Raw genomic sequence first — 21,973 nt, 5'->3', positions numbered from 1 at the left:
CACCGAAGTGGTTTGTTCAAGCAACACACTTCACAGGTTCGGAACCCCGATGCGCACCCTTGCCGCCGCTGCCCTGCTTCTGCTCGCCGCTCCCGTCTCGGCGGCACCCGATGACCTCACGCCGGCCGCGGCCACCCGCGCGGTCGATGCGCTGATCACCGGGCTCGACACCTATTCCTATCCCGATGTCGGCACGCGCATCCAGGCGCTCCTCCGCAAGGAACGGGGCCGCCTGATCGCGATCCGCGACCGTGAGGCCCTGGTCACGCAGGTCAACGCGCTCCTCGCCGAGAGCCACGACCTGCATCTCAAGATCAGGATCAACACGATCACGCCGGATCGCACGCCGGTCCCGAATGAAGCCGCGCTGCTCGAGAAGCATATCGCTCACGGGCTGATGGGCGTGCGCCGCCTGCCGGGCAATATCGGCTATCTCAAGCTGCGCTACTTCGCTCAGGACGCCGATGGCGCCGTGATGATCGATCGCGCGATGGAGATGCTCCGCGATACCAACGCGCTGATCATCGACCTGCGCGAGAATACCGGCGGCGGCGGTACTACGGATTCGCGCCTGCTCGGCCATCTCTCGGCCACCCCGATCCCGATGGCGAAGATCACCTGGCGCAACCGGGACGGCACCACCGAAGTCGAGCAGCGCCACGCCGATATCCCGGCCGGCGGCTCGCTCTATCTCGACAAGCCGGTGTTCGTGCTCACCGCCAACCGCACCTTCTCGGCGGCGGAGGGCTTCGCCTATGACCTTCAGGCCGCCCACCGCGCCGTGCTGGTCGGCAAGCCCACCCGCGGCGGCGCCAATCCGCAGAACCGCCCGGTCGAGCTCGGTGCCGGCATGAGCGCCTTCGTCCCCAACGGCCGGGTCGAGCATCCGACCACCCATGACAATTGGGAAGGCAAGGGCGTCCAGCCCGATATCCGCACCGAGCCGCGCGCCGCACTGGTCGAGGCCTATCGCCGTGCGCTCGCCGCCGCGAAGCCGCTGGTCGCCACACCCAAGTCCGAACAGGAGCGCGCCGACGCGATCGCCGATCCGGAAGGCACGCTGAAGACCGACGCCGGGCTCTGACCACGCCAGCCATTTGACCCTGCGCAAGGCGAGGTGGGACAGGGCGGGGCAGGGTCATGCCCATGACCCGCATCCTCTTGCTCGATGGCCATCCGGACCCCGATCCCGCCCGCTACGGCCATGCGCTGGTCGATGCCTATGCCGAGGGGGCGGTAGGCGCGGCGCACGAAGTCCGCCGCGTCCGCATCGCCGATCTCGATTTCCCGATCCTGCGCACCCAGGCCGAATATCGCGAGGAGCCGGTCCTCCCGGTGATCGAGGCGATCCAGCGCGACCTGCTCTGGACCGAGCATGTCGCGATCTTCTATCCGCTCTGGCTCGGCGACGTGCCGGCGTGGTTCAAGGCGTTCCTCGAACAGTTGCTCCGCCCCGATTTCGCCTTCCGCTATGTCAAGCAGGGCTTTCCCGAGCCGCTGCTCCAGGGCCGCTCGGCGCGCGTCGTGGTGACGATGCAGACGCCCGCGCCGGTCTATAGCTGGCTCTACCGCGCCCACAGCCTCAAGAGCCTGGAGCGCAACATCCTGCGCTTCTGCGGGCTCGGCCCGGTCCGGCACAAGATCATCGGCAGCGTCGATGGCGGCTGGACCCCGCGCAAACGCTATCTGGAGGAAGTCGCCGAACTCGGCGCCGCCGCGCGTTAGGCCGGCGCGAACTCGCCGTCGTCGCCCATCACGTGCAGCACGCCGTCCGCGATCGCGAAATAGGCGCCGTGGATCTTCAGCCGTCCCTCGGCCAGCCGCTTGCTGACGAAGGGGAAGGTGGTGAGGTTGGTCAGCGACACCCGCACCGTCTCCAACTCGAGCGCGCGCACCGCCTCGGGCCCGGTGCCATATTTGGCGACGACCTGCTCGCGCGCCGCATCGAGCATGTCGACCCAGTGCGCGATGAACCCGCCTTCACCGTTCGCCGCGCCCTTGAAGCGCTGCGACAGCGCCGCGCCGACACCGCCGCACGCGCCATGGCCGAGCACCAGGATCTCGGGCACCTCGAGCTGGTTCACCGCGAACTCCAGCGCGGCCGACACGCCGTGGCGGCTCGCATCATCCTCGAACGGCGGCACCAGGTTGGCGACATTGCGCACCACGAAGATCTCGCCGGGCACGGTATCGAAGATCTGCGCCGGATCGACCCGGCTGTCCGAACAGGCGATCACCATCACCCGCGGGCTCTGGCCTTCGCTCAGTCCCGACCAGCGGTCGCGATGCCGCCGATATTCGCTGGTCCGGAAGCGCTGATAGCCGTCGAGCAGGTCGGTGAAGTCGGTCATGGCGGATGCCCTAGCGTCCGCTTTTCCGACTGCCAAGGTTTGTATCGAAGTGTTGCGGAGGCCACAGCTTGACGAAAGTGCAACCAGGGCTGGAAACGCCGGCCCAGCCGCTCTATCTGGCCCCCATGAACGATCTCTCCGCAGCACCGCGTCCCGAGCGTCAGCGCAAGCCCGACTGGATCCGCGTAAAGGCTCCGACCTCGGAAGGTTTCGCGAAAACCCGGGCGCTGATGCGCTCGAAGAACCTCGTTACCGTCTGCGAGGAAGCGGCCTGTCCGAACATCGGCGAGTGCTGGACGAAGAAACACGCCACGGTGATGATCCTGGGCGACGTCTGCACGCGCGCCTGCCGCTTCTGCAACGTCAAGACCGGCATGCCGCGCAAGGTCGATCCGCTGGAGCCGCAGCACGTCGCGGAAGCCGCCGCGCAGATGGGCCTCGAGCACATCGTCATCACCTCGGTCGATCGTGACGATCTGCCCGACGGCGGCGCCAGCCAGTTCGTCAAGGTGATCGAGGAGATCCGCAAGGCCAACCCGACCACCACGATCGAGATCCTGACGCCGGACTTCCGCAACAAGCATGAAGCCGCGATCGAAGCGATCGTCGCTGCCCGCCCGGACGTCTACAACCACAACCTGGAGACCGTCCCGAGGCTCTACCCGACGATCCGCCCGGGCGCGCGCTATTATGCGTCGCTGCGCCTGCTGGAGACGGTCAAGCGCCTCGACCCGACGATCTTCACCAAGTCTGGCATCATGCTCGGCCTGGGCGAGCAGCGCCTGGAGGTCCACCAGGTGATGGACGACATGCGCTCGGCCGACATCGATTTCCTGACGATGGGCCAGTATCTCCAGCCGACGCCGCGCCACGCCAAGGTCGAGGAGTTCGTCACGCCCGCCGCCTTCCAGGCCTATGGCGCGATCGGCCGGGCCAAGGGCTTCCTCCAGGTCGCCTCCTCGCCGCTGACCCGCTCGAGCTATCACGCCGGCGAGGACTTCGCCGAGATGAAGGCCGCGCGCGAGGCGAAGCTGGCGAAGGGGGCCAAGTGAAATTTCTCCCCGGAGCGGGGAGGGTATTCCACCATCGTCATCCCCGCGAAGGCGAGGATCCATTCATCCTGAAATCGGGATAGATGGGCGACGGCACCGCCAATGGATTCCCGCCTTCGCGGGAATGACGGCAATAGGAAGCGTTTCGAACCAGAAGAGACAATGCCCAAGCATTCCGAAACCCGCCCGCTGCCCTACACCCCGGAGCAGATGTTCGACCTCGTCGCCGACGTCGCCAGATATCCGGAATTCCTGCCCTGGGTCAGCGCGATCCGTGTCCGCTCGAACAGCGATACGCAGATGCTCGCGGACATGATCGTCGGCTTCAAGGGCCTGCGCGAGACCTTCACCTCGCGCGTCACCAAGGCGCGCCCGGCCAGCCTGCACATCGAATATGTCGATGGCCCGCTCAAGCACCTCAACAATGACTGGGGCTTTCGCAGCGACGGGCAGGGGGGCTGCCTGGTCGATTTCACCGTCGACTTCGCCTTCAAGAACCGCGTGTTCGAGATGCTCGCCGGCCAGATGTTCGACCGGGCGCTGCGCAAGATGATCAACGCGTTCGAGGAACGCGCTGCCCGGCTCTACGGCGATTCGACGTCGGCTTCGTCCGCCTCGGGCGCCGCGGCACCCGGCATCAGCAGCTCGAGCGCGCACAACGCCGCCTGAAGGCGGATGCCGGCACGGCCGTTATTCTCGAAATGGCGGGCATCCGCGACGATGTGATCGGGATCGGCGTTGCGCACCGCCTGGGCGAACACCACCGTGCCCACCGGCTTCTTTTCGCTGCCGCCATCGGGGCCGGCGATCCCGGTGATCGCCACCGCGACATCGGCATGGGTGCGGGCGAGGGCGCCCTGCGCCATGCTCCAGGCGACCGCGATCGAGACCGAGCCGAAGGTCTCCAGCACGTCGCTGCCGACCTTGAGCACATCGTGCTTGGCTTCGTTCGAATAGGTGACGAACCCGGCGTCGAAGACGTCGGAGGAGCCGGGGATCTCGGTGAGCGCGGCCGAGACGAGGCCGCCCGTGCAGCTCTCGGCCACGGCGACGCGGCGCCCGGCTGCGCGATTGGCTTCAAGCACCTTGCGCGCTGCGGCGACCAGCTCCGGCGGGAGAATCGTGTCCATAGGGCGGGGCATGTGCCACCGTAATGTTGCCGACGCGAGTCAGTTCGTTCCCTGAGGCGGCGGGGAGAGTGTCCCACGCCCCCAATGCTCGGCAGTTCCCCGATGAAGGCCGGGGCCCAGGGTTTCTCTGCCATTTCGCTTGTGACCCTGGGCCCCGGCTTTCGCCGGAGAGCCGCAAGACCATCACTCAGGCAGGCACCCGCACCGTCGCCACCGCCTGCGCGGCCATGCCCTCGCCGCGCCCGGTGAACCCCAGCCGCTCGGTGGTCGTCGCCTTCACGCTCACTTCGGAAACCCGCAGCCCCAGGATCGCGGCAATGCTCGCCCGGATCGCCTCGCGGTGCGGGCCCACCTTGGGCGCCTCGCAGATGATCGTGACGTCGACGAAATCGATCACGCCACCCTCGGCCGCCACCAGGCCCGCCGCATGCTGGAGGAACTGCGCCGAGGCCGCCCCGCGCCATTTCGGGTCGCTCGGCGGGAAGTGCATGCCGATATCGCCCGCGCCGATCGTGCCGAGCAGCGCGTCGGTGATCGCGTGCAGCACCACATCGGCGTCGCTATGCCCGGAAAGCCCGCGCGAATAGGGCACCTTCACCCCGCCCAGCCAGAGCTCCTCGCCCTCGGCGAAGCGGTGCACGTCATAGCCGGTCGCGGTCCGTACCCGCATCGAAGCCCCGAACCGCGCCTCGGCGGCGGCGAAATCATTGGGGTGGGTGATCTTCTCGAGCATCGTGCTCCCTTCCACGACTGCAACCGTCTTGCCGAGTGCGCGCACCATCTGCGCGTCATCGGTCGCTTCCTGATCCGGCGGCCACGCCGCATGCGCCTCGGCGATATCGGCCCCGCGAAACGCCTGTGGCGTCTGCACCCGCACCAGCCCTTCGCGCGGAACAGACGCTCCGGACGCGGAAACAAGCGTATCCGCCACCGGCAGGCCCGGAATGGCTCCGGCATGATCGTCCAGCGCCGCCAGCAGTCGGTCGATAACGGCGTGCGACAGGAAGGGGCGGGCGGCATCGTGGATCAGCACGCGGTCCGCATCCCCCGCCAGTACCAGACCGTTCTGTACGCTTTCCCGCCGCGTCGCCCCGCCGATCGCAAGGGGCACATCCCCCAGCACCGCGTGCAGCGCCGATTCCTGGCCTTCGCCAACAACTACGACCACAGCGTCCACTTCAGGATGGGACGTCAAGGCGTCGAAGCTGTGCCGGAGCATCGGCTTGCCGGCCAGCGGCGCGAACTGCTTGGGCACGCTCCCCCCGGCCCGGGTACCGCTCCCGGCGGCGACGATAATGGCGACAGTCCTCATCGCCAGTCGCCTAGCGTATGCCCCGTAGCGCTGCCACCATTTGATTTCCCCAACTACGCGCATAGTATCTGCCGGCATTGGAGGCCCGCATGCTCATCCTCACCTTGCTCGCACTCCTCGCCCAACAGGATGTCCCCGAGCAGGACTATGGGCGGAGCGAGATGATCTCGACCGGCGCGAGCCCCCTTCACTCCGAAAGCTGGATCACCGATCACGACTATCCAGCGGAAATCCGCCGAAAGCTCGGGCGCCGAAGCGTCAAGGTGGCCCTGGCCGTCGGCGAGCAGGGGCAGGTGGGGGGATGCAAGGTTGCCAGGTCCAGCGGATCGCGATGGCTTGATCGCGAGACCTGCAGGCTGCTGCTGAAGCGCGCCGAGTTCACGCCCGCCATCACGCCGATGGGCAATCTTGCCACGGAGTTTCGCATGATCATCCATTGGCCGCCAAAACCAGGCGAGCCTGAATAGCCTTCCAATGTAGGAAATCCTCCGGCAGCCTCGAAGCTCAGCCGGTTCCCACCGGCCGCTCTTTGAACTGTCGATACGCCGAAGCGAGCACAGGATTTCCCGCACTCGCGCAACGGCTTGCCGCAACGCTGCGAGGGCACCGCGCCAACATCCGCGTTCAAGGCGTCAGGCAATGCGCACATCGACTCCGCGGAAACCCGCGCGTTTCCGCCATTCCTGGCTGATTTCCATTCCCCGGAGCGCCACCGCGCAACCCGCCTGGCGTGCAACCAACGCCAGCTTCCGCGTCCGGAACCGTCTACTTGCCAATATCTGCTTGTACCTGTAGGTGCCGCTGCCTATTTTTCAGGCATTGTCATGAGCGAACTCGCCCCCATCCAGATCGGCCCGGTGACGGTCGAAGACCCGGTCATTCTCGCGCCGATGACCGGCGTGACCGACCTGCCGTTCCGCCGCGCCGTGCGCCGTTACGGCTCGGGCCTCAACGTCACCGAGATGATCGCCAGCGCCGCCGCGATCCGCGACACGCGCCAGTCGATCCAGAAGGCCGCCTGGGATCCGATCGAGGAGCCGGTGTCGATGCAGCTCGTCGGCTGCTCGCCCGCCGAGATGGCCGAGGCCGCCAAGCTCAACGAGGATCGCGGCGCCGCAATCATCGACATCAACATGGGCTGCCCGGTCCGCAAGGTCACCAATGGCGATGCCGGCTCGGCGCTGATGCGCGACCTCAAGCATGCCGCCTCGCTGATCGACGCCTGCGTCAAGGCGGTCGACGTGCCGGTCACGCTCAAGATGCGCATGGGCTGGTGCCACGACAGCCTCAACGCGCCGGAACTGGCCCGCATCGCCGAGGATCTCGGGGTGAAGATGGTCACGGTGCATGGCCGCACCCGCAACCAGATGTATCGCGGCTCGGCCGACTGGGCGTTCGTCCGCACGGTCAAGGACGCGGTGAAGATCCCGGTGATCGTCAATGGCGACATCTGTTCGGTCGAGGATGCCCGCGAGGCGCTGCGCCAGTCGGGCGCGGACGGGGTGATGATCGGCCGCGGCGCGTACGGCAAGCCCTGGGTGCTGCGCCAGGTGATGGATGCGCTGACGGGCAAGGGCGAGCGCGCCGACCCGAGCATCGACGAACAATATCGTGTTATTATCGAGCATTACGTCGATAGTCTCGAACATTATGGTGAGATGACCGGCGTCAACATGATGCGCAAGCATCTCGGCTGGTACACCAAGGGCCTCACCGGCTCGGCCGAATTCCGCAACAAGGTCAACCAGATAGCCGACGCCAAGACGGTGCTGGCGATGCTCGACGAATTCTACGCGCCGTGGCGTTCCCGCGCGGCGGCCTGAGGCGGCTGCGGCCTGCGCCGCCCGCCACTGGCCCCAGCTTCGCGGAGATGTTCGCCGCGCTCCCCGTCGCGGTCCTCGTCATCGATCCCGACGGTCGCATCGCCCATGCCAATGCGGCGTGCGAGGCGATGCTCAACCATGCCGAGACCACGATGATCGGCCAGCCCTATGACGCGGTGCTGAGCCCGCCCGATGGTTATGTCGATCGACGTGACGGGCACGGCTTCGCTGCCTTCGACATCGAGATCGAGGCGATCCGCGGCCCGCGCATCCGTGTCGATTTCGTCGAGACGATGGTCGCCGATCATCCGGGCTGGCGCATCGTCACCCTCCATCACGCGCCCCAGTCCCGCCGGGTGGCGCAGGGCGCCGACCGTAGCGCCGGCGCCCGTGCCGCGGTGGGTGCCGCCGCGATGCTGGCGCATGAGATCAAGAACCCGCTCTCGGGCATCCGCGGCGCGGCGCAGCTGCTCGCCAGCTCGGGCGAGGACCGCGAGCTCACCGGCCTGATCACCACCGAAGTCGATCGCATCGTCGCGCTGATCGACCGGATGCAGGATTTCACCGACACGCGGCCGCTCAAGCTCGAGCCGACCAATGTCTATCCGCTGCTCGACCATGCCCGCCGCGTCGCGCTGGCCGGCTTCGCCCGCGGCATGGTGATCGAGGAGCGCTTCGATCCCTCGCTGCCGCAGGTGCTGATCGATCCCGACGCCTTCCAGCAGGTGATGATGAACCTGCTCAAGAACGCCGCCGAGGCGCTGGGCGGGCTGGCCCAGCCACGCATCGTGCTGACCACCGCCTATCGCCACGGCATGTCGGTCAGCACCGGCGCCGGCCGCCCGCGCGTGCCGCTGCCGATCGAGATCTGCGTCATGGACAATGGCCCCGGCGCGCCCGAGGACATTGCCGAGCACCTGTTCGAGCCCTTCGTATCGGGCAAGCCGGAGGGGAAGGGGCTGGGCCTCCCGCTCGTCGAGAAGCTGGTCCGCGACATGGGCGGGATCATCCAATATGCCCGGGAACGCCCCCCTGAAATGACAGTCTTCCGTATTCTGCTCCCGCGAGCCAAGGCATGAGCGGCTCGGTCCTGGTCGTCGACGACGACAGCGCGATCCGCACCGTGGTCGCCGCCGCGCTGCGCCGCGAAGGCCATGCCGTCACGACGGCAGCCAGCCTCGCCGAGCTGCGCCGCGCGATCGGTGCGGCACTACCCGATGTGCTGGTCACCGACGTGGTGCTGCCCGACGGCAACGGCCTCGACGAAGTCGCCAGGCTCACCGCCGAGCATCCCGCCCTGCCGGTGATCGTCTTCTCCGCGCAGAACACGCTGGCGACGGCAGTCCGCGCCACCGAGGTCGGCGCCTTCGACTACCTCCCCAAGCCCTTCGACCTCGACGTGCTCGGCCAGGCCGTGCGCAGCGCCATCGCCCGCGGCCGCCATGCCCCCGCCGAGCAGCCCGATGAAGAGCTGAGTGGCGGCTCTTCGCTGATCGGCCGCTCGCCGGCGATGCAGGAGGTCTACCGGGTCATCGCCCGCGTCGTCTCGAACGACCTCACGGTGCTGATCTCGGGCGAATCGGGCACCGGCAAGGAGCTGGTCGCCAAGGCGATCCACGATCTCGGCCCGCGCCGCCGCGCGCCCTTCGTCGCGCTCAACATGGCCGCGATCCCGCGCGAGCTGATCGAGGCGGAGCTGTTCGGGCATGAGCGGGGTGCTTTTACCGGCGCTGCCGCCCGCGTCGCCGGCAAGTTCGAGCAGGCGGCCGGGGGCACGCTGTTCCTCGACGAGATCGGCGACATGCCGATGGACGCGCAGACCCGCCTGCTCCGCGTGCTCCAGCAGGGCGAATTCACCACCGTCGGCGGTGCCCGCGCGATCAAGGCGGACGTCCGCATCGTCGCTGCCACCAACAAGGATCTGGCCGCGCTCGTCCAGGCCGGGCAGTTCCGCGAGGACCTGTTCTACCGCCTCAACGTCGTCCCGATCGCGCTGCCGTCGCTGCGCGAGCGCCGCGACGACGTGCCCTTGCTCGCCCGCCACTTCCTCGATCGCGCCGCCGAGGACGGCCTGCCGCGCAAGAGCCTCGCGGCCGACGCGATACGGGTGCTCGAAACCTATGACTGGCCGGGCAATGTCCGCCAGCTCGAGAACCTCATGCGCCGCATTGCCGCGCTCAGCCGTGACGAAGTGATCGACGGCGACGCCCTGCGCCGCGCCCTGGGCGAGGCCAGTGCCGCACCGGTCCAGGCGACTCGAGACGAAGGCATCGAGGCCGCCGTCCGCGCCCGGCTCGAGCGCATCGCCATCGAGGAGCCCCGCGCGCTCGACGACGGCACGCTCTACGATCGCATCATCGGCGAGGTCGAGCGCCCGCTGATCGAGGCGATGCTCGCGCGCCACGGCGGCAACCAGCTCCGCGCCGCCCGCGCGCTGGGGATCAACCGGAATACGCTGCGGAAACGGCTCGATACGCTCGGCATCGATGTCGGCCCCAATCGCCCGGATGGTGCCGAATAGCGACAGACTGCGCACGATTATGTGTTCTTTTTGCCACAATCTCGATCTAGCTTGGCCACGATGGATGCCGTCACCGCCGATTCCCTGATCGAGGTCACGCCGAAAGGGCGGCAGTTGGCGCCTATCCGGCTGCTGGAAATCGTGGTGCTGGCGCTGGCCGTGGCCACGCCGGTCGCCACATTCCTGTTCGTCCGCAACTTCTCGCACCAGGTCTTCAATCCCGGCGTCGCCGCATCGCTGCTGCTGGCGAACCTGCTGCCCTATGTCGCGCTGATCGTGCTGATCGGCCGCCGTATCGCCATCCACCGCGCCGCCAAATCGGCGCTGGCGGGTGGCGGACGCCTCCATGTCCGCCTCGTCGCGGTGTTCACCCTGATGGCGAGCATCCCGATCGTGCTGACCGTGATCGCGGCATCGGTGATGTTCCAGTCGGGCGTTCAGCTCTGGGGCTCGGAGCGCGCGCGCAACGCCTTCGACGCGACGACCGACCTCGCCAAGGAGGGCCGCGGCCTCGTCGCCCAGCGCTGGGCCACCGAAGCGCGCACCATGGTCGATGACCTCACCGGCGATTTCCCCAAGATCCCGGTCAATTCGCAGGCGTTCCAGAGCAGCCTCCTCCAGCAGCTCTATTACCGCTCTTTCGATCAGGCGGTCGTGTTCCGCGTCGTCGGCGGCAAGCAGGTCGAGGCGATGTACGCCTGGGAAGCACCTCCCGCGAAGACCTTCGCCGCGCGTGTCTCGGGCCAGGTCCTCAACCTGCTCAAGGACGAGCAGAGCTACACCAATTTCGATGCCGAGAAGCAGTGGGTCGTCACCCCGCTCGATCGCTCGCAGAACATCTTCCTCTACGTCGCGAACAGCGTGAACGTGGACTTCATGAACCGGCAGAATTCGGGCGCGGACCGCATCGTCGCCGAGTTCAACGCCCTGCAGGCACGCTCGCGGGCGCTCCAGCTCCAGTTCAACGCCGTCCTGTTCGGCGTCGCGCTGCTGATCGTCAGCATCGCCACCTGGATTGCGCTCGCGGTGGCCGATCGCCTGGTCAAGCCGGTCGAGCAGCTCGTCACCGCCGCCCGCCGCGTCGCCGGCGGCGACCTCGCCGCGCGTGTCGACATCCCGCAGACCGGCGACGAGATCAGCACCTTGGGCGACGCCTTCAACGGCATGACCGAGCGTCTCGAGCAACAGACCGGGGCACTCAGGACCGCCAACGCCCAGCTCGAAAGCCGCCGCGTGCTGATCGAAGCGGTGATGTCGGGCGTCTCGGCGGGCGTCATCTCGATCGACGCCCAGCGCAACGTCCGACTAATCAACGAATCCGCGATCGAGCTGCTCCACCAGGGCGAGCAGGAGCTGGTCGGCCACCCGCTCGCCGAGCTCGCGCCCGAACTCAACGACCTGCTCGACACCGGCGACCGCGAGGCAGTGATCCAGCTCGGCACCGGCGGCGATGCGCGCACGCTCGCCGTGAAGGTCACCAGCGACGAGGCGGGTCAGGTGCTCACCTTCGACGACATCACCCAGCAGCTCAACGACCAGCGCCGGGCCGCCTGGTCCGACGTCGCGCGCCGCATCGCGCATGAGATCAAGAACCCGCTCACCCCGATCCAGCTCGCCGCCGAGCGCCTCAAGCGCCGCTATGGCAAGAAGATCGAGCCCGAGGACGGCACTTTCGCCCAGCTGACCGACACGATCGTCCGCCAGGTCGGAGACCTGCGCCGCATGGTCGACGAATTCTCCTCCTTCGCGCGCATGCCCAAGCCGATGTTCCGCCAGGAATCGCTGCTCGACATCGCGCGCCAGGCAATGTTCCTCCACGAAGTCGCGCATCCGACGATCCGCTTCGAGATGGACGCGCCCGATCCGGCTCCCGGCCTGATCTGCGATCGCCGCCAGATCGGCCAGGCCTTCACCAATATCGTCAAGAACGCCGTCGAGGCGATCGAGGCGCGCGGGGAAGGGGAGGCACTGCCCCAGGGCCAGGTCGTCATGACGATCAGCCCGGAGGAAGGCGGCAGGATCACCCTGACGCTGGCCGACAACGGCATCGGCCTGCCGGTCGAGCGCGACCGGATCGTCGAGCCGTACATGACGACGCGCAGCCGCGGCACCGGCCTTGGCCTCGCGATCGTGAAGAAGATCGTCGAGGAGCATTTCGGCACCATCGCCTTCTCGGATCGTCCGGGCGGCGGCACGCTGGTGACGCTCTGCTTCGATACCGATCAGCTCGCCGAGATGGTGAGTTCCCCTGAGGGCGAGGGCGGCGAAGAACCGCGTCCCGCCGTGCTTACCCGTACTGGAAGTTCCAAGTCATGAGTCTCGATATCCTGGTCGTCGACGATGAGCGCGACATCCGTGAACTGGTTGCCGGCGTGCTGGAGGACGAGGGCTATTCGACGCGCGGCGCCGCCAATAGCGACGAGGCGCTGGAAGCGATCGCGGAACGGCGTCCCAGCCTCGTGCTGCTCGACGTGTGGCTGCACGGCTCGCGGCTCGACGGGCTGGAGATCCTCGACGAGATCAAGCGCCGCGATCCCTCGATCCCGGTGCTGGTGATCTCGGGCCATGGCAATCTCGACACCGCCGTCGCCGCGATCCGTCGCGGCGCCTCGGATTTCATCGAGAAGCCGTTCGAGGCCGAGCGCCTGCTGTTCCTCGTCGAACGCGCCACCGAGACCGAGCGGCTCAAGCGTGAAGTCGCCTCGCTGCGTGCCTCGGCAGGCCGCGAGGAGGACCTCACCGGCCAGTCGGGCTCGATCAACACCGTTCGCGCCACGCTCAAGCGCGTCGCCTCCACCGGCAGCCGCGTGCTGATCACCGGCGGCGCCGGCACGGGCAAGGAAGTCGCCGCCCGGCTGCTCCATGGCTGGAGCCAGCGCGCTACCGCGCCCTTCGTCATCGTCAGCGCCGCGCGCATGCAGCCCGAGCGCGTGGAGGAGGAGCTGTTCGGCGTCGAGGAGGGCGGGGATCTGGTCCGCACCGGCCTGCTCGAACAGGCACATGGCGGCACGCTGTTCCTCGACGAGATCGCCGACATGCCGGTCGCCACCCAGGCGCGCATCCTGCGCGTCCTGACCGACCAGAGCTTCACCCGCGTCGGCGGCACCCGGGTGGTCAAGGTCGATGTCCGTGTCGTCTCGGCGACCGCGCGCGACCTGATGAGCGAAATCGCCGAGGGCCGCTTCCGCGAGGACCTCTATTACCGGCTCAACGTCGTGCCGGTGACGATCCCGCCGCTCACCGATCGCCGCGAGGACATCCCGGTCCTGGTCGAGCATTTCGTCGCGCACTATGCGAACGAACGCCGCGTACCGACGCCCGAGATCGCGCCCGATGCGATGGTCGCGCTGCAGAGCTATGAGTGGCCGGGCAATGTCCGCCAGCTCCGCAACGTCGTCGAGCGCACCGTGATCCTGGCGCCGGGCGACCGCATCGGCCGTATCGACATCGACCTGTTGCCCCCCGAAGTGCTCGGCCGCCCCGCCGATACCGGCGGCGGCATGGGCACCAGCGCGATCATGGGTGCCCCGCTCAAGGAAGCGCGCGAGAGCTTCGAGCGCGAGTATCTCCGCGTCCAGATCCGCCGCTTCTCGGGCAACATCTCGCGCACGGCGAGCTTCATCGGCATGGAGCGCTCGGCGCTGCACCGGAAGCTCAAGCTGCTCGGGATCACCGACAGCCGGGAAGAATAGGGCGGGGCTACGGCCCCAACCAACGTCTGAAGCATTCCCCGGCTGGACGATTCGGCCGCCAACGCATAAAAGGGCGCCGCTGCGCACCACACGGGTGCACGGACCCGACGCCGGAGAACGGCGCCAAGCGGGAAACTCCCGCCAACAAAGAGAGTCACGTACGATGGCCGAAAAGCAGACCTCGCTTCAGGATCTGTTCCTCAACTCGCTGCGCCGGTCGAAGACCCCGGTCACGATGTTCCTCGTGAAGGGCGTCAAGCTCCAGGGCATTGTCACCTGGTTCGACAATTTTTCGGTGCTGCTCCGCCGCGACGGCCAGTCGCAGCTCATCTACAAGCACGCGATCTCCACGATCATGCCCTCGGGCCCGGTCGATCTTGCGCCGCTCCTCGAAGCGGTGGGAGAATATCAGTCCAAGAACCCGGTATTGCAGGAGATTTTCCTGAACGCGGTCCGCCGCCAGCAGGAAAATGTCACGATGTTCCTGGTCAATGGCGTGATGCTCCAGGGCCAGATCGCGGCCTTTGACCTGTTCTGCATGCTGCTCCAGCGCGAGGGCATGGCCCAGCTGGTCTACAAGCATGCTGTCTCGACGATCCAGCCGGCGCACCCGCTGAACCTCGCCGAGGAACAGAATAGCGACGACTGAGCGATCGTATGAGCACCGGTTTCGAGCGCGACCCCGATGAATTCACCCGGGGCGCGCGAGCGGTCGTGGTCTATCCGGACCTCGGCGGCAGCTCGCGTGATGCGGATGCGCGTCTGGAGGAAACTGCCGGCCTTGCCGCCGCGATCGGCGTCGAGGTGGTCGAGCGGGTAGCCTTGCGCATCCGCGCGCCCAAGCCCGGCACGCTGATCGGCTCGGGCCAGGTGGAAGCCCTGGCCGAGACGGTCCGTGACAGCGAACTGACGCTCGCCGTGTTCGACGCGAGCCTCACGCCCGTCCAGCAGCGCAACCTCGAAACCGGGCTCAGCTGCAAGGTGATCGACCGTACCGGCCTGATCCTCGAGATTTTCGGCGAGCGCGCACGCACCGCTGAGGGCCGGCTCCAGGTCGAGCTCGCGCACCTCGATTACCAGGCCGGGCGTCTCGTCCGCAGCTGGACCCACCTCGAGCGCCAGCGCGGCGGCTTCGGCTTCCTTGGCGGCCCGGGCGAAACCCAGATCGAGGCCGACCGCCGGTTGATCCGCGACCGCATGGCGCGCCTGCGCCGCGAGCTGGATTCCGTCAGCCGCACCCGCACGCTCCACCGCGACCGCCGCCAGCGCGCACCCTGGCCGGTGATTGCGCTGGTGGGCTATACCAACGCCGGAAAGTCGACGCTTTTCAATCGCCTGACCGGAAGTGACGTCATGGCGGAGAACCTCCTCTTCGCCACGCTCGATCCGACCCTGCGACAGATCTCGCTGCCCGGCATCGACAAGGCGATCCTCTCGGACACGGTGGGTTTCGTCTCCGAACTGCCGACCCAGCTCGTCGCCGCCTTCAAGGCAACGCTGGAAGAGGTGGTCTCGGCCGACCTGCTGATCCATGTCCGCGATATCGCGCATCCGGACAGCGAAGCGCAGAAGGACGATGTCGAGGCCGTGCTCGCCGATATCGGCGTCGCGGAGGCCACGCCGCGCTTCGAAGCCTGGAACAAGGTTGATCTGCTCGACGACGAGCACCGTGAGGCACTACTCGCCGAGGCCGCGAAGCGCGAGGACGTGATGCCTGTCTCGGCCGTGACCGGGGAAGGGGTAGACGCCCTCATCACCGCGGTCGCCGCCCGCCTCACCGAAGGTCACCGTCGCTACACCCTCCATCTCGATCCCGCCGACGGCGCCGCAGCCGCTTGGCTGCACCAGCATGGCGAAGTGATCGAGCAGGGGATGGACGGCGATCAAGCAGTCTACGAGGTGCGCATGGCACCGCGGGACTATGAGCGGTTCCTGACGCGGAGCTGAGGCTCAGGCGGGCGGCAGGTAGCGCGCCATCCGCGCGCGCAGCAGTGCGATCAGCTCGGAATCCATGAACGCATATTCGTCGGGAATGTCGAGAACGACGATGTTCTTGCCGTTCAGCGCCGACCGATAGCGCTTCCGGATCTTGCTGCGATGCTCGCGTTCCATCGCGAAGATCAAATCCGCCCATTCGATCAGTTCGGCATCGAGTGGATTCTCGGCGTCGTTGTTGGTCCCGGCGGAACTCGTCTCTATCGCCGGATGATCGGCGAAGATCTGCTCCGCCGTCGGGCTTCGCAGCTTGTTCTGGCTACAGACGAACAGAACATTCTTCATCGTGTGGTGATCTTTGCTCTCACCCAGAGTTCTTCCTTGGCATCGAGGCTCAGTCCTTCGAACGCATCCCCAGCTTCATCCTCCATGGCCTTGAAACGCTTCTCGAATTTCTTGTTAGCACCACGCAATGCAGCCTCGGGATCGACACCCAGCTTGCGTGCCCAGTTGACCACCGCGAACAGCAGGTCACCGACCTCTTCCTCGACCTCTGCCGGGGTGACCGCAGCCTCGACCTCGGCCAGCTCCTCGTCGACCTTGGCGCGGGCGCCACTGGGGTCTGGCCAGTCGAAGCCAGTGCGGGCGGCGCGCTTCTGGAGCTTTTCGGCGCGGAGCAGGGCGGGGAGGCCGATCGCCACACCGTCCAGCGCGCTTTCATGGCCCTTTTCGCCCCGCTCCGCGGCCTTGATTTGTTCCCAAAGGTGATGGCCGCCCTCGGCCGCGCCCAGGAAGATGTGCGGGTGGCGACGCTCCATCTTGTCGCTGATCGCGTTGGCGACATCGGCCAGGACGAAGTCGCCGGCTTCCTCGGCCATGCGGCTGTGGAACACGACCTGGAGCAACAGGTCGCCGAGTTCGTCCTTCAGATCCGCCATGTCGCCGCGCTCGATCGCATCGGCAACTTCATAGGCTTCCTCGATCGTATAGGGCGCGATCGTGGCGAAGGTCTGGACCGTATCCCATTCGCAGCCCGTCTTCGGGTCGCGCAACCGCGCCATGATGGCGACAAGGCGGTCGATGGCGGGAGCAGGGTTGGTCAATTGGGCCTCCAGGAAATGCTCCGCGAGCCTAGGCAGGCGATCACGCGAAGGAAAGGCTCAGGGTCGATCGCGCCAAGGGTGCGGCATTCTCATTGGGCACATTGGGCAAAAACCGCCGGAAAACAGCGCCAGGGGGCCTCGGAGAGAAGTCCGGAACGCGCTTCGTGTTAGATCGATAATATACATTATGTAAAATAAGAAGCAGTTCTGCGGGTGCGATCTGGCCCCTCGACTTATTCCCGGTCTCGCGAACGCGGGATAACCAGCTGGGCTTCGGTTTGCTTGCGCGGCTCGAGGATCAGCGTGCGATCCTCGACGCGCCACGACTTCAACCGCGACAGAAAGTTCATGCCGAGCACGTCGAGGTCGCCAAAGCTCTCGCCTACCACCAGTGGCAGGCCTTGCGTCGAAAGCGGCCCGATCGCGACTTCCTCGGCGCGAGCCGACTGCGCCTGCACGGTGCCATTGGCTGTCTCGATGAGCACGGGTGGTGCCAATGCGGGTTTGACGTCGGCGGCCTCGGCCGTGTCGCGCGAGATTGCGGTGATCGTGGCACCGCTGTCGACCAGCATGCGTCGCTCAACGCCATTGATCTGCACGCGCGCCCAGAAATGCCCGTCCGGGCTCATCTTGATGCGCACCGTATCGCCAACGACGCTCTGCTGCTCATAGCCGAGCTTTTCGGACGCACGAGCCAACAGGCCGCCCAGTTCCTGGCGATGATAGAGCACGATCACCATCGTTACGCCGATGATGCCCCAGAGCAGCACCGTCTGGAGCAACCCGCGCAGGCTGATCCGCTGCGCCGACAGCGCCCGGAGCGCCAGCATCAGCGCGCCGAGCAGCAAGATCAGCTGGATGATGCGATCATCGGTCACAGCACGACCTCCATGCCGTCAAATCCCGGCGCCACGCCCTCGGGCAGCGTCGCGACGAGCGTGGCATAATCCATCGAATTGTCCATGTGCGACAACAGGGTCCGGCGCGGCTGGAGGTCCCTCACCCATTGCAGCACCTCGCCCAGATGCGCGTGCGTAGGATGCGGTTCGCGGCGGAGGCAATCGACCACCCACAGATCCAGATCCTGATACAGACCACGCATATTCATCGTCATCTCGCTGAAATCTATAGCATAAGCTATTGATCTTCCATTAGCGTCGAAGCGTAGCCCGGCTGAGGTTATGCCGCCGTGCGGCTGATCGACTACCCGGATGTGGATATCGCCGATCGTGATTGTATCGGGCAGCGGCTCGATCGCGATCGTCGGCCGGTAAAGCGCGCGGCCGTGAAAGGCATAGGAGAAGCGCAGGTCGAGTTGCTCGAGCGTGAAGGGCCTCGCCAGGCCCCGCACCGGCTCGCCGTTCCTTGCGTGCATGATCTGGCGGAGGTCGTCGATGCCGTGGCAGTGATCGGCGTGGTCATGGGTCCAGATGACCGCATCGAGGTCGCTGAACCCGGCCGCGAGGGCCTGCTCGCGGAAATCGGGGCTGGTATCGACCAGGATCCGGGTCGTTTCCGTCGAGACCAGGACCGAGGCCCTGGTCCGCCGGTTCCTGGGTTCCAGGGGATCGCAATCGCCCCAGTCGTTTCCGATCCTTGGCACGCCGGAGGAGGTTCCGCAGCCCAGGATCCGGATTTTCATGCGCGGGTCTTGGCGAACAGCGCGTGAAAATTGGCCTGGGTGGCCAAGGCGAGGGATTCGAAACTCTCTCCGCGCAGCTCCGCAAGAAAGCGGCAGGTGTCGGCGACAAAGGCCGGCTCGCCGGTCTTCCCGCGATGTGGCACCGGCGCCAGGAACGGCGCGTCGGTCTCGATCAGCAGGCGATCCAGCGGCAGCTGCGCCGCGGTATCCTGCAAATCCTTCGCGTTCTTGAAGGTCACGATCCCCGAGATGGAGATGTAGAAGCCCAGTTCAAGCGCGATCTCCGAAAATTCCCGGCTCGCGGTGAAGCAGTGGATGACGCCCGGAAAGGCCCCCTTCCCCATCTCGTCGCGCAGGATCTCGGCGGTATCCGCCTCGGCATCGCGGGTGTGGACAATCAAGGGCAGCTGGGTCTCGCGCGACGCCGCGATATGCGCGCGGAAGCTCGCCCGCTGGCGATCGCGGTCGCTGTGATCGTAATAATAATCGAGCCCGGTCTCGCCGATGCCGACAACGCGCGGATGCCGCGCTTTCTCGATCAGCTTCGCCGCACCGACATCGGGATGCTCGTCCGCCTCATGCGGATGGATGCCGACCGAGGCCCAGACATCGGGCTCGCGCTCGGCGACCGCGATCACCTCGTCCCATTCGCGCTCGCGCGTCGAGATATTGAGCATCGCCGCGACGCCGGCGGCACGCGCACGCGCCAGCACCTCGGGCTGCTGCTCGCCCAGCCCCTTATAGATCAGATGGCAGTGACTGTCGGCGAGGTTCACGCTTCTTCCTTGAGTTCCAGACGCGGGAAGATCGGGGTCGGCGGCGCGATCCGGAAGTCCGCATCCCCTTCCGGCCCGAGCTGCGCGAGCAGCTTCTCGGCCGAACCCGGCACCACCGGCGCGATCGTGACGGCAAGACGCCGGATCGCGCGCAGCAGCGTGTTCAGCACCGCATGCATCCGCTCGGGATCGGTCTTGCGCAGGCCCCAGGGCGCCTGGGCATCGATATACTGGTTGCAGGCGAACACCCCGGCCATCCACAGCTCGACGCCCTGGCTCAGCGCCAGATCCTCGAACGCGCGGATGAACCCGCCACAGGCATTCTCGACCTCGGCGATCAGCACGCCGTCCGCCTCTTCCACGCGCCCGGTCTCGACATGCCCCTCGCAATTCTTGGCGATGAAGGCGAGCGTGCGCTGGGCGAGATTGCCGAAGCTGTTCGAGAGATCGGCGTTCGCCCGGGTGACGATCGCCTCGTCGCTGAACGTGCCGTCATTGCCGAAGCTGACATCGCGGAGCAGGAAATAGCGCAGCGCGTCGACGCCGTAATAATCGGCCAGCGCCATCGGATCGACGACATTGCCGACCGACTTGGACATCTTCTCCCCGCGGTTGAGCAGGAAGCCGTGGCCGAAGACCTGCTTGGGCAGCGCGATCTTCGCCGACATCAGGAAGGCGGGCCAGTAGACGGTGTGGAAGCGGACGATGTCCTTGCCGATCAGGTGGATATCCGCCGGCCAGTATTTCGCCAGGCGCGCCTGGTCGTCGGGATAGCCCGCGCCGGTCAGGTAGTTGGTCAGCGCATCGACCCAAACATACATCACATGGCCGGGCGAACCCGGCACCGGCACGCCCCAGTCGAAGCTGGTGCGGCTCACCGAGAGATCGGCGAGCCCGCCCTCGACGAAGCGCAGGATTTCGTTGCGGCGCGATTCCGGACGGATGAAGTCCGGGTTGGCGGCGTAGAAATCGAGCAGCGGCTTCTCATATTTGGAGAGCTTGAAGAACCAGGTCTCCTCGGCGGTCCACTCGACCGGCGTGCCCTGGGGCGAGAGCTTCACGCCCCCTTCCCCCTCGACCAGTTCCTTCTCCTCGTAAAAGGCCTCGTCGCGCACCGAATACCAGCCCTCGTAGCGATCGAGGTACAGATCGCCGGCATCGGCCATCGCCTGCCAGATCGCCTGGCTGGCCTTGTAGTGATCGGCCTCGGAGGTGCGGATGAAACGATCGCACGAAATATCAAGCTTCTCGGCCATTTCACTGAAATAGCTCGACATCTCATCCGCCAACTCGCGCGCGGTCATGTCGCGGTCGCGCGCCGTCTTGACCATCTTGAGGCCATGCTCGTCGGTGCCGGTCTGGAAGAAGACGTCACGGCCCTGCTGGCGCTGGAAACGGGCGATCGCGTCGGCGGCGATCATCTCATAGGCATGCCCGATATGCGGGCGGCCATTGGGATAGTGGATCGCGGTGGTGATGTAGAAGGGGTCGGCCATTGCGGCCCTTTAGGCGATCCGTTTCGCTGCGTCACCCCGGCTATGGGTTGGTTTTAGCCCCTCCCCGTCCAGTCCCCTGGCGAAGGCCGGGGCTCAGTTGCCGAGGTCTCTCGATGGCCCGGGACGGTGGAGAGGTTTGGGTCGCGAGGGTTTCCCGCCTCACCGGCTTCGCTGCGACTGGGCCCCGTCCAGTCGGCCGGGGATCAGCTGGGGAGTGGTTCGACGTTTTCCCTTCCTTGTTCCAGGAGTTCACCGGGGAAGCGATGACAACCAAGAGCGGTCCGGCAGAGAAACCCTGGATCCCCGCCTTCGCGGGGATGACGAAAGAGAGTATCAATGCGAACGAACAGGGAGACGAACCCATGCGGATCTGGGCACTCGCGGCACTGCTGATCGCCACACCGGCGGCGGCGCAGACGGCTTCACCGATCAACGACGAGGCGATCAAGAGCTTCCTCGAAAAGGGCGAGGAAGTGGAGAGCCGCACCAATGGCGACCTGAACGGCGACGGCCAGCCCGATACGGTGCTGATCGGCCGGGGCGACGATACGCGCACGCTGAAGGTGCTGCTGCTCCACAAGGGCGAGTTCGACATCGACCTGACGCCGGTGGGCACGCTCAAGCTCGACAGCTATCCGCTCGGCGCCGCCGAGGTCAGCATCGCCAAGGGCGTGCTCAAGATCACCGACCTGACCGGCGGCACCACCGCGGTGAACGCGGTCTATCGCTACCGGCTGGTCCCCGGCCCCAAGCCGCGCATGCGGCTGATCGGGATCGACGCGACGCTCTACAGCCGCACCTATGCCCATGACGGCGCGGAGATCAGCTGGAACCTGCTCACCGGCGACTACATCAACCGCGAGATGAAGCTCAACAAGAAGGGCGGCAATGCCGCCTATGACCCGATCCTCGAGAAGAAGAGCAAGAAGCCGAGCAAGGTGGTGTGGATGGAGGATACGCCCGATCCGAATGAACTGCTGGGCTGGGGGGAGAAATAGGGGGTTCTGGTCTGGTCCACGGGATGGGTTGGGACTGGATGGCGCGTAGCGCGACCTGCTGCTCCCCGGCGAACGCCGGGGCCCAGGGTAACAAAGCGACACGACAGAGAAACCCTGGGCCCCCCGGGGGGGGCGGGGGCAG

The 21,973-nt window shown here is 66.5% G+C and carries 22 protein-coding genes; 13 read left to right on the top strand and 9 right to left on the bottom strand.

Translation table 11 applies throughout. The annotated features are described in order from the left end of the window. Positions 1-49 precede the first annotated feature (49 nt). Together AAHM44_RS09095 and AAHM44_RS09090 are read left to right on the top strand one after the other, a co-directional pair. The gene (locus AAHM44_RS09095; protein WP_342249767.1) at positions 50-1,084 is read left to right on the top strand and encodes a S41 family peptidase; all 1,035 of its coding nucleotides are present in this window, start codon (positions 50-52) and stop codon (positions 1,082-1,084) included. A 62-nt stretch (positions 1,085-1,146) separates the two neighbouring features. After that, positions 1,147-1,725 (top strand): NAD(P)H-dependent oxidoreductase, encoded by a 579-nt coding sequence (locus tag AAHM44_RS09090; RefSeq protein ID WP_342249766.1) that lies wholly within the window; start codon positions 1,147-1,149, stop codon positions 1,723-1,725. Here the strand turns inward: AAHM44_RS09090 and AAHM44_RS09085 are convergent. Further along, the gene (locus AAHM44_RS09085; protein ID WP_184165958.1) at positions 1,722-2,351 is read right to left on the bottom strand and encodes a carbonic anhydrase; all 630 of its coding nucleotides are present in this window, start codon (positions 2,349-2,351) and stop codon (positions 1,722-1,724) included. The genes AAHM44_RS09090 and AAHM44_RS09085 overlap by 4 nt on opposite strands. A 125-nt stretch (positions 2,352-2,476) precedes the next feature. Between AAHM44_RS09085 and lipA the strand changes: the two genes are divergently transcribed. Then, positions 2,477-3,403: a lipoyl synthase gene (lipA, locus tag AAHM44_RS09080; protein WP_269575402.1), complete on the top strand. Its 927-nt coding sequence runs from the start codon at positions 2,477-2,479 to the stop codon at positions 3,401-3,403. Between the two features lie 162 nt (positions 3,404-3,565). Continuing rightward, the gene (locus AAHM44_RS09075; RefSeq protein ID WP_184165952.1) at positions 3,566-4,072 is read left to right on the top strand and encodes a type II toxin-antitoxin system RatA family toxin; all 507 of its coding nucleotides are present in this window, start codon (positions 3,566-3,568) and stop codon (positions 4,070-4,072) included. Here AAHM44_RS09075 and AAHM44_RS09070 read toward each other — a convergent pair. Continuing rightward, positions 3,988-4,533 (bottom strand): CinA family protein, encoded by a 546-nt coding sequence (locus tag AAHM44_RS09070; RefSeq protein WP_260396040.1) that lies wholly within the window; start codon positions 4,531-4,533, stop codon positions 3,988-3,990. The genes AAHM44_RS09075 and AAHM44_RS09070 overlap by 85 nt on opposite strands. Before the next feature lie 187 nt (positions 4,534-4,720). Beyond that, entirely contained in the window at positions 4,721-5,845 is a 1,125-nt protein-coding gene (locus tag AAHM44_RS09065) for a bifunctional 2-C-methyl-D-erythritol 4-phosphate cytidylyltransferase/2-C-methyl-D-erythritol 2,4-cyclodiphosphate synthase (protein ID WP_269575403.1), read from the bottom strand. An 89-nt stretch (positions 5,846-5,934) separates the two neighbouring features. On the opposite strand from AAHM44_RS09065, the gene AAHM44_RS09060 reads away from it, so the two are divergent. The 8 genes from AAHM44_RS09060 (at position 5,935) to hflX (ending at position 15,828) form a co-directional block, all read left to right on the top strand. Next, entirely contained in the window at positions 5,935-6,312 is a 378-nt protein-coding gene (locus AAHM44_RS09060) for a TonB family protein (RefSeq protein WP_342249765.1), read from the top strand. Positions 6,313-6,669: 357 nt separating this feature from the next. Further along, positions 6,670-7,668 carry a tRNA dihydrouridine synthase DusB gene (gene dusB / locus AAHM44_RS09055; protein WP_342249764.1) on the top strand — a complete coding sequence of 333 codons (999 nt, stop codon included), beginning with the start codon at positions 6,670-6,672 and terminating at the stop codon, positions 7,666-7,668. Beyond that, the gene (locus tag AAHM44_RS09050; RefSeq protein WP_446745977.1) at positions 7,644-8,747 is read left to right on the top strand and encodes a two-component system sensor histidine kinase NtrB; all 1,104 of its coding nucleotides are present in this window, start codon (positions 7,644-7,646) and stop codon (positions 8,745-8,747) included. Before dusB ends, AAHM44_RS09050 begins: the two co-directional genes overlap by 25 nt. After that, the gene (ntrC, locus tag AAHM44_RS09045) at positions 8,744-10,189 is read left to right on the top strand and encodes a nitrogen regulation protein NR(I) (protein ID WP_342249763.1); all 1,446 of its coding nucleotides are present in this window, start codon (positions 8,744-8,746) and stop codon (positions 10,187-10,189) included. Before AAHM44_RS09050 ends, ntrC begins: the two co-directional genes overlap by 4 nt. 60 nt (positions 10,190-10,249) lie before the next feature. Further along, positions 10,250-12,505 (top strand): sensor histidine kinase NtrY-like, encoded by a 2,256-nt coding sequence (locus AAHM44_RS09040; RefSeq protein ID WP_269575408.1) that lies wholly within the window; start codon positions 10,250-10,252, stop codon positions 12,503-12,505. Then, positions 12,502-13,881, top strand: a complete 1,380-nt coding sequence (gene ntrX, locus AAHM44_RS09035) for a nitrogen assimilation response regulator NtrX (RefSeq protein WP_342249762.1) — start codon at positions 12,502-12,504, stop codon at positions 13,879-13,881. The genes AAHM44_RS09040 and ntrX overlap by 4 nt, the downstream gene beginning before the upstream one ends. A gap of 94 nt (positions 13,882-13,975) precedes the next feature. Further along, positions 13,976-14,530, top strand: coding sequence for an RNA chaperone Hfq (gene hfq / locus AAHM44_RS09030; protein WP_342249761.1), 555 nt, complete (start codon positions 13,976-13,978; stop codon positions 14,528-14,530). A gap of 8 nt (positions 14,531-14,538) precedes the next feature. After that, positions 14,539-15,828 (top strand): GTPase HflX, encoded by a 1,290-nt coding sequence (gene hflX / locus AAHM44_RS09025; protein WP_342249760.1) that lies wholly within the window; start codon positions 14,539-14,541, stop codon positions 15,826-15,828. Positions 15,829-15,831: 3 nt separating this feature from the next. On the opposite strand, the gene AAHM44_RS09020 is transcribed toward hflX, so the two are convergent. From AAHM44_RS09020 to metG, 6 genes are all read right to left on the bottom strand, one after another. Then, the gene (locus tag AAHM44_RS09020) at positions 15,832-16,161 is read right to left on the bottom strand and encodes a low molecular weight protein tyrosine phosphatase family protein (RefSeq protein ID WP_342249759.1); all 330 of its coding nucleotides are present in this window, start codon (positions 16,159-16,161) and stop codon (positions 15,832-15,834) included. Further along, positions 16,158-16,919, bottom strand: coding sequence for a nucleoside triphosphate pyrophosphohydrolase (gene mazG, locus AAHM44_RS09015; protein WP_342249758.1), 762 nt, complete (start codon positions 16,917-16,919; stop codon positions 16,158-16,160). The genes AAHM44_RS09020 and mazG overlap by 4 nt, the downstream gene beginning before the upstream one ends. 233 nt (positions 16,920-17,152) lie before the next feature. Beyond that, positions 17,153-17,797, bottom strand: a complete 645-nt coding sequence (locus AAHM44_RS09010) for a retropepsin-like aspartic protease family protein (protein ID WP_342249757.1) — start codon at positions 17,795-17,797, stop codon at positions 17,153-17,155. Beyond that, entirely contained in the window at positions 17,794-18,561 is a 768-nt protein-coding gene (locus AAHM44_RS09005) for an MBL fold metallo-hydrolase (protein WP_342249756.1), read from the bottom strand. The genes AAHM44_RS09010 and AAHM44_RS09005 overlap by 4 nt, the downstream gene beginning before the upstream one ends. Then, complete coding sequence (locus AAHM44_RS09000; protein ID WP_342249755.1) at positions 18,558-19,337, bottom strand: TatD family hydrolase; 780 nt, start codon at positions 19,335-19,337, stop codon at positions 18,558-18,560. The genes AAHM44_RS09005 and AAHM44_RS09000 overlap by 4 nt, the downstream gene beginning before the upstream one ends. Beyond that, positions 19,334-20,833, bottom strand: coding sequence for a methionine--tRNA ligase (metG, locus tag AAHM44_RS08995; protein ID WP_342249754.1), 1,500 nt, complete (start codon positions 20,831-20,833; stop codon positions 19,334-19,336). The genes AAHM44_RS09000 and metG overlap by 4 nt, the downstream gene beginning before the upstream one ends. A 362-nt stretch (positions 20,834-21,195) precedes the next feature. Here metG and AAHM44_RS08990 point away from each other — a divergent pair, with 362 nt between their 5' ends. Further along, positions 21,196-21,831, top strand: a complete 636-nt coding sequence (locus AAHM44_RS08990; protein ID WP_342249753.1) for a hypothetical protein — start codon at positions 21,196-21,198, stop codon at positions 21,829-21,831. Positions 21,832-21,973 lie beyond the last annotated feature (142 nt).

This window comes from Sphingomonas sp. OTU376 (assembly GCF_038440415.1).
Classification (GTDB): domain Bacteria; phylum Pseudomonadota; class Alphaproteobacteria; order Sphingomonadales; family Sphingomonadaceae; genus Sphingomonas; species Sphingomonas kyeonggiensis_A.
Note: the sequence above shows the minus strand (reverse complement) of the source record. Positions and strands in the feature narration are given on the sequence as shown.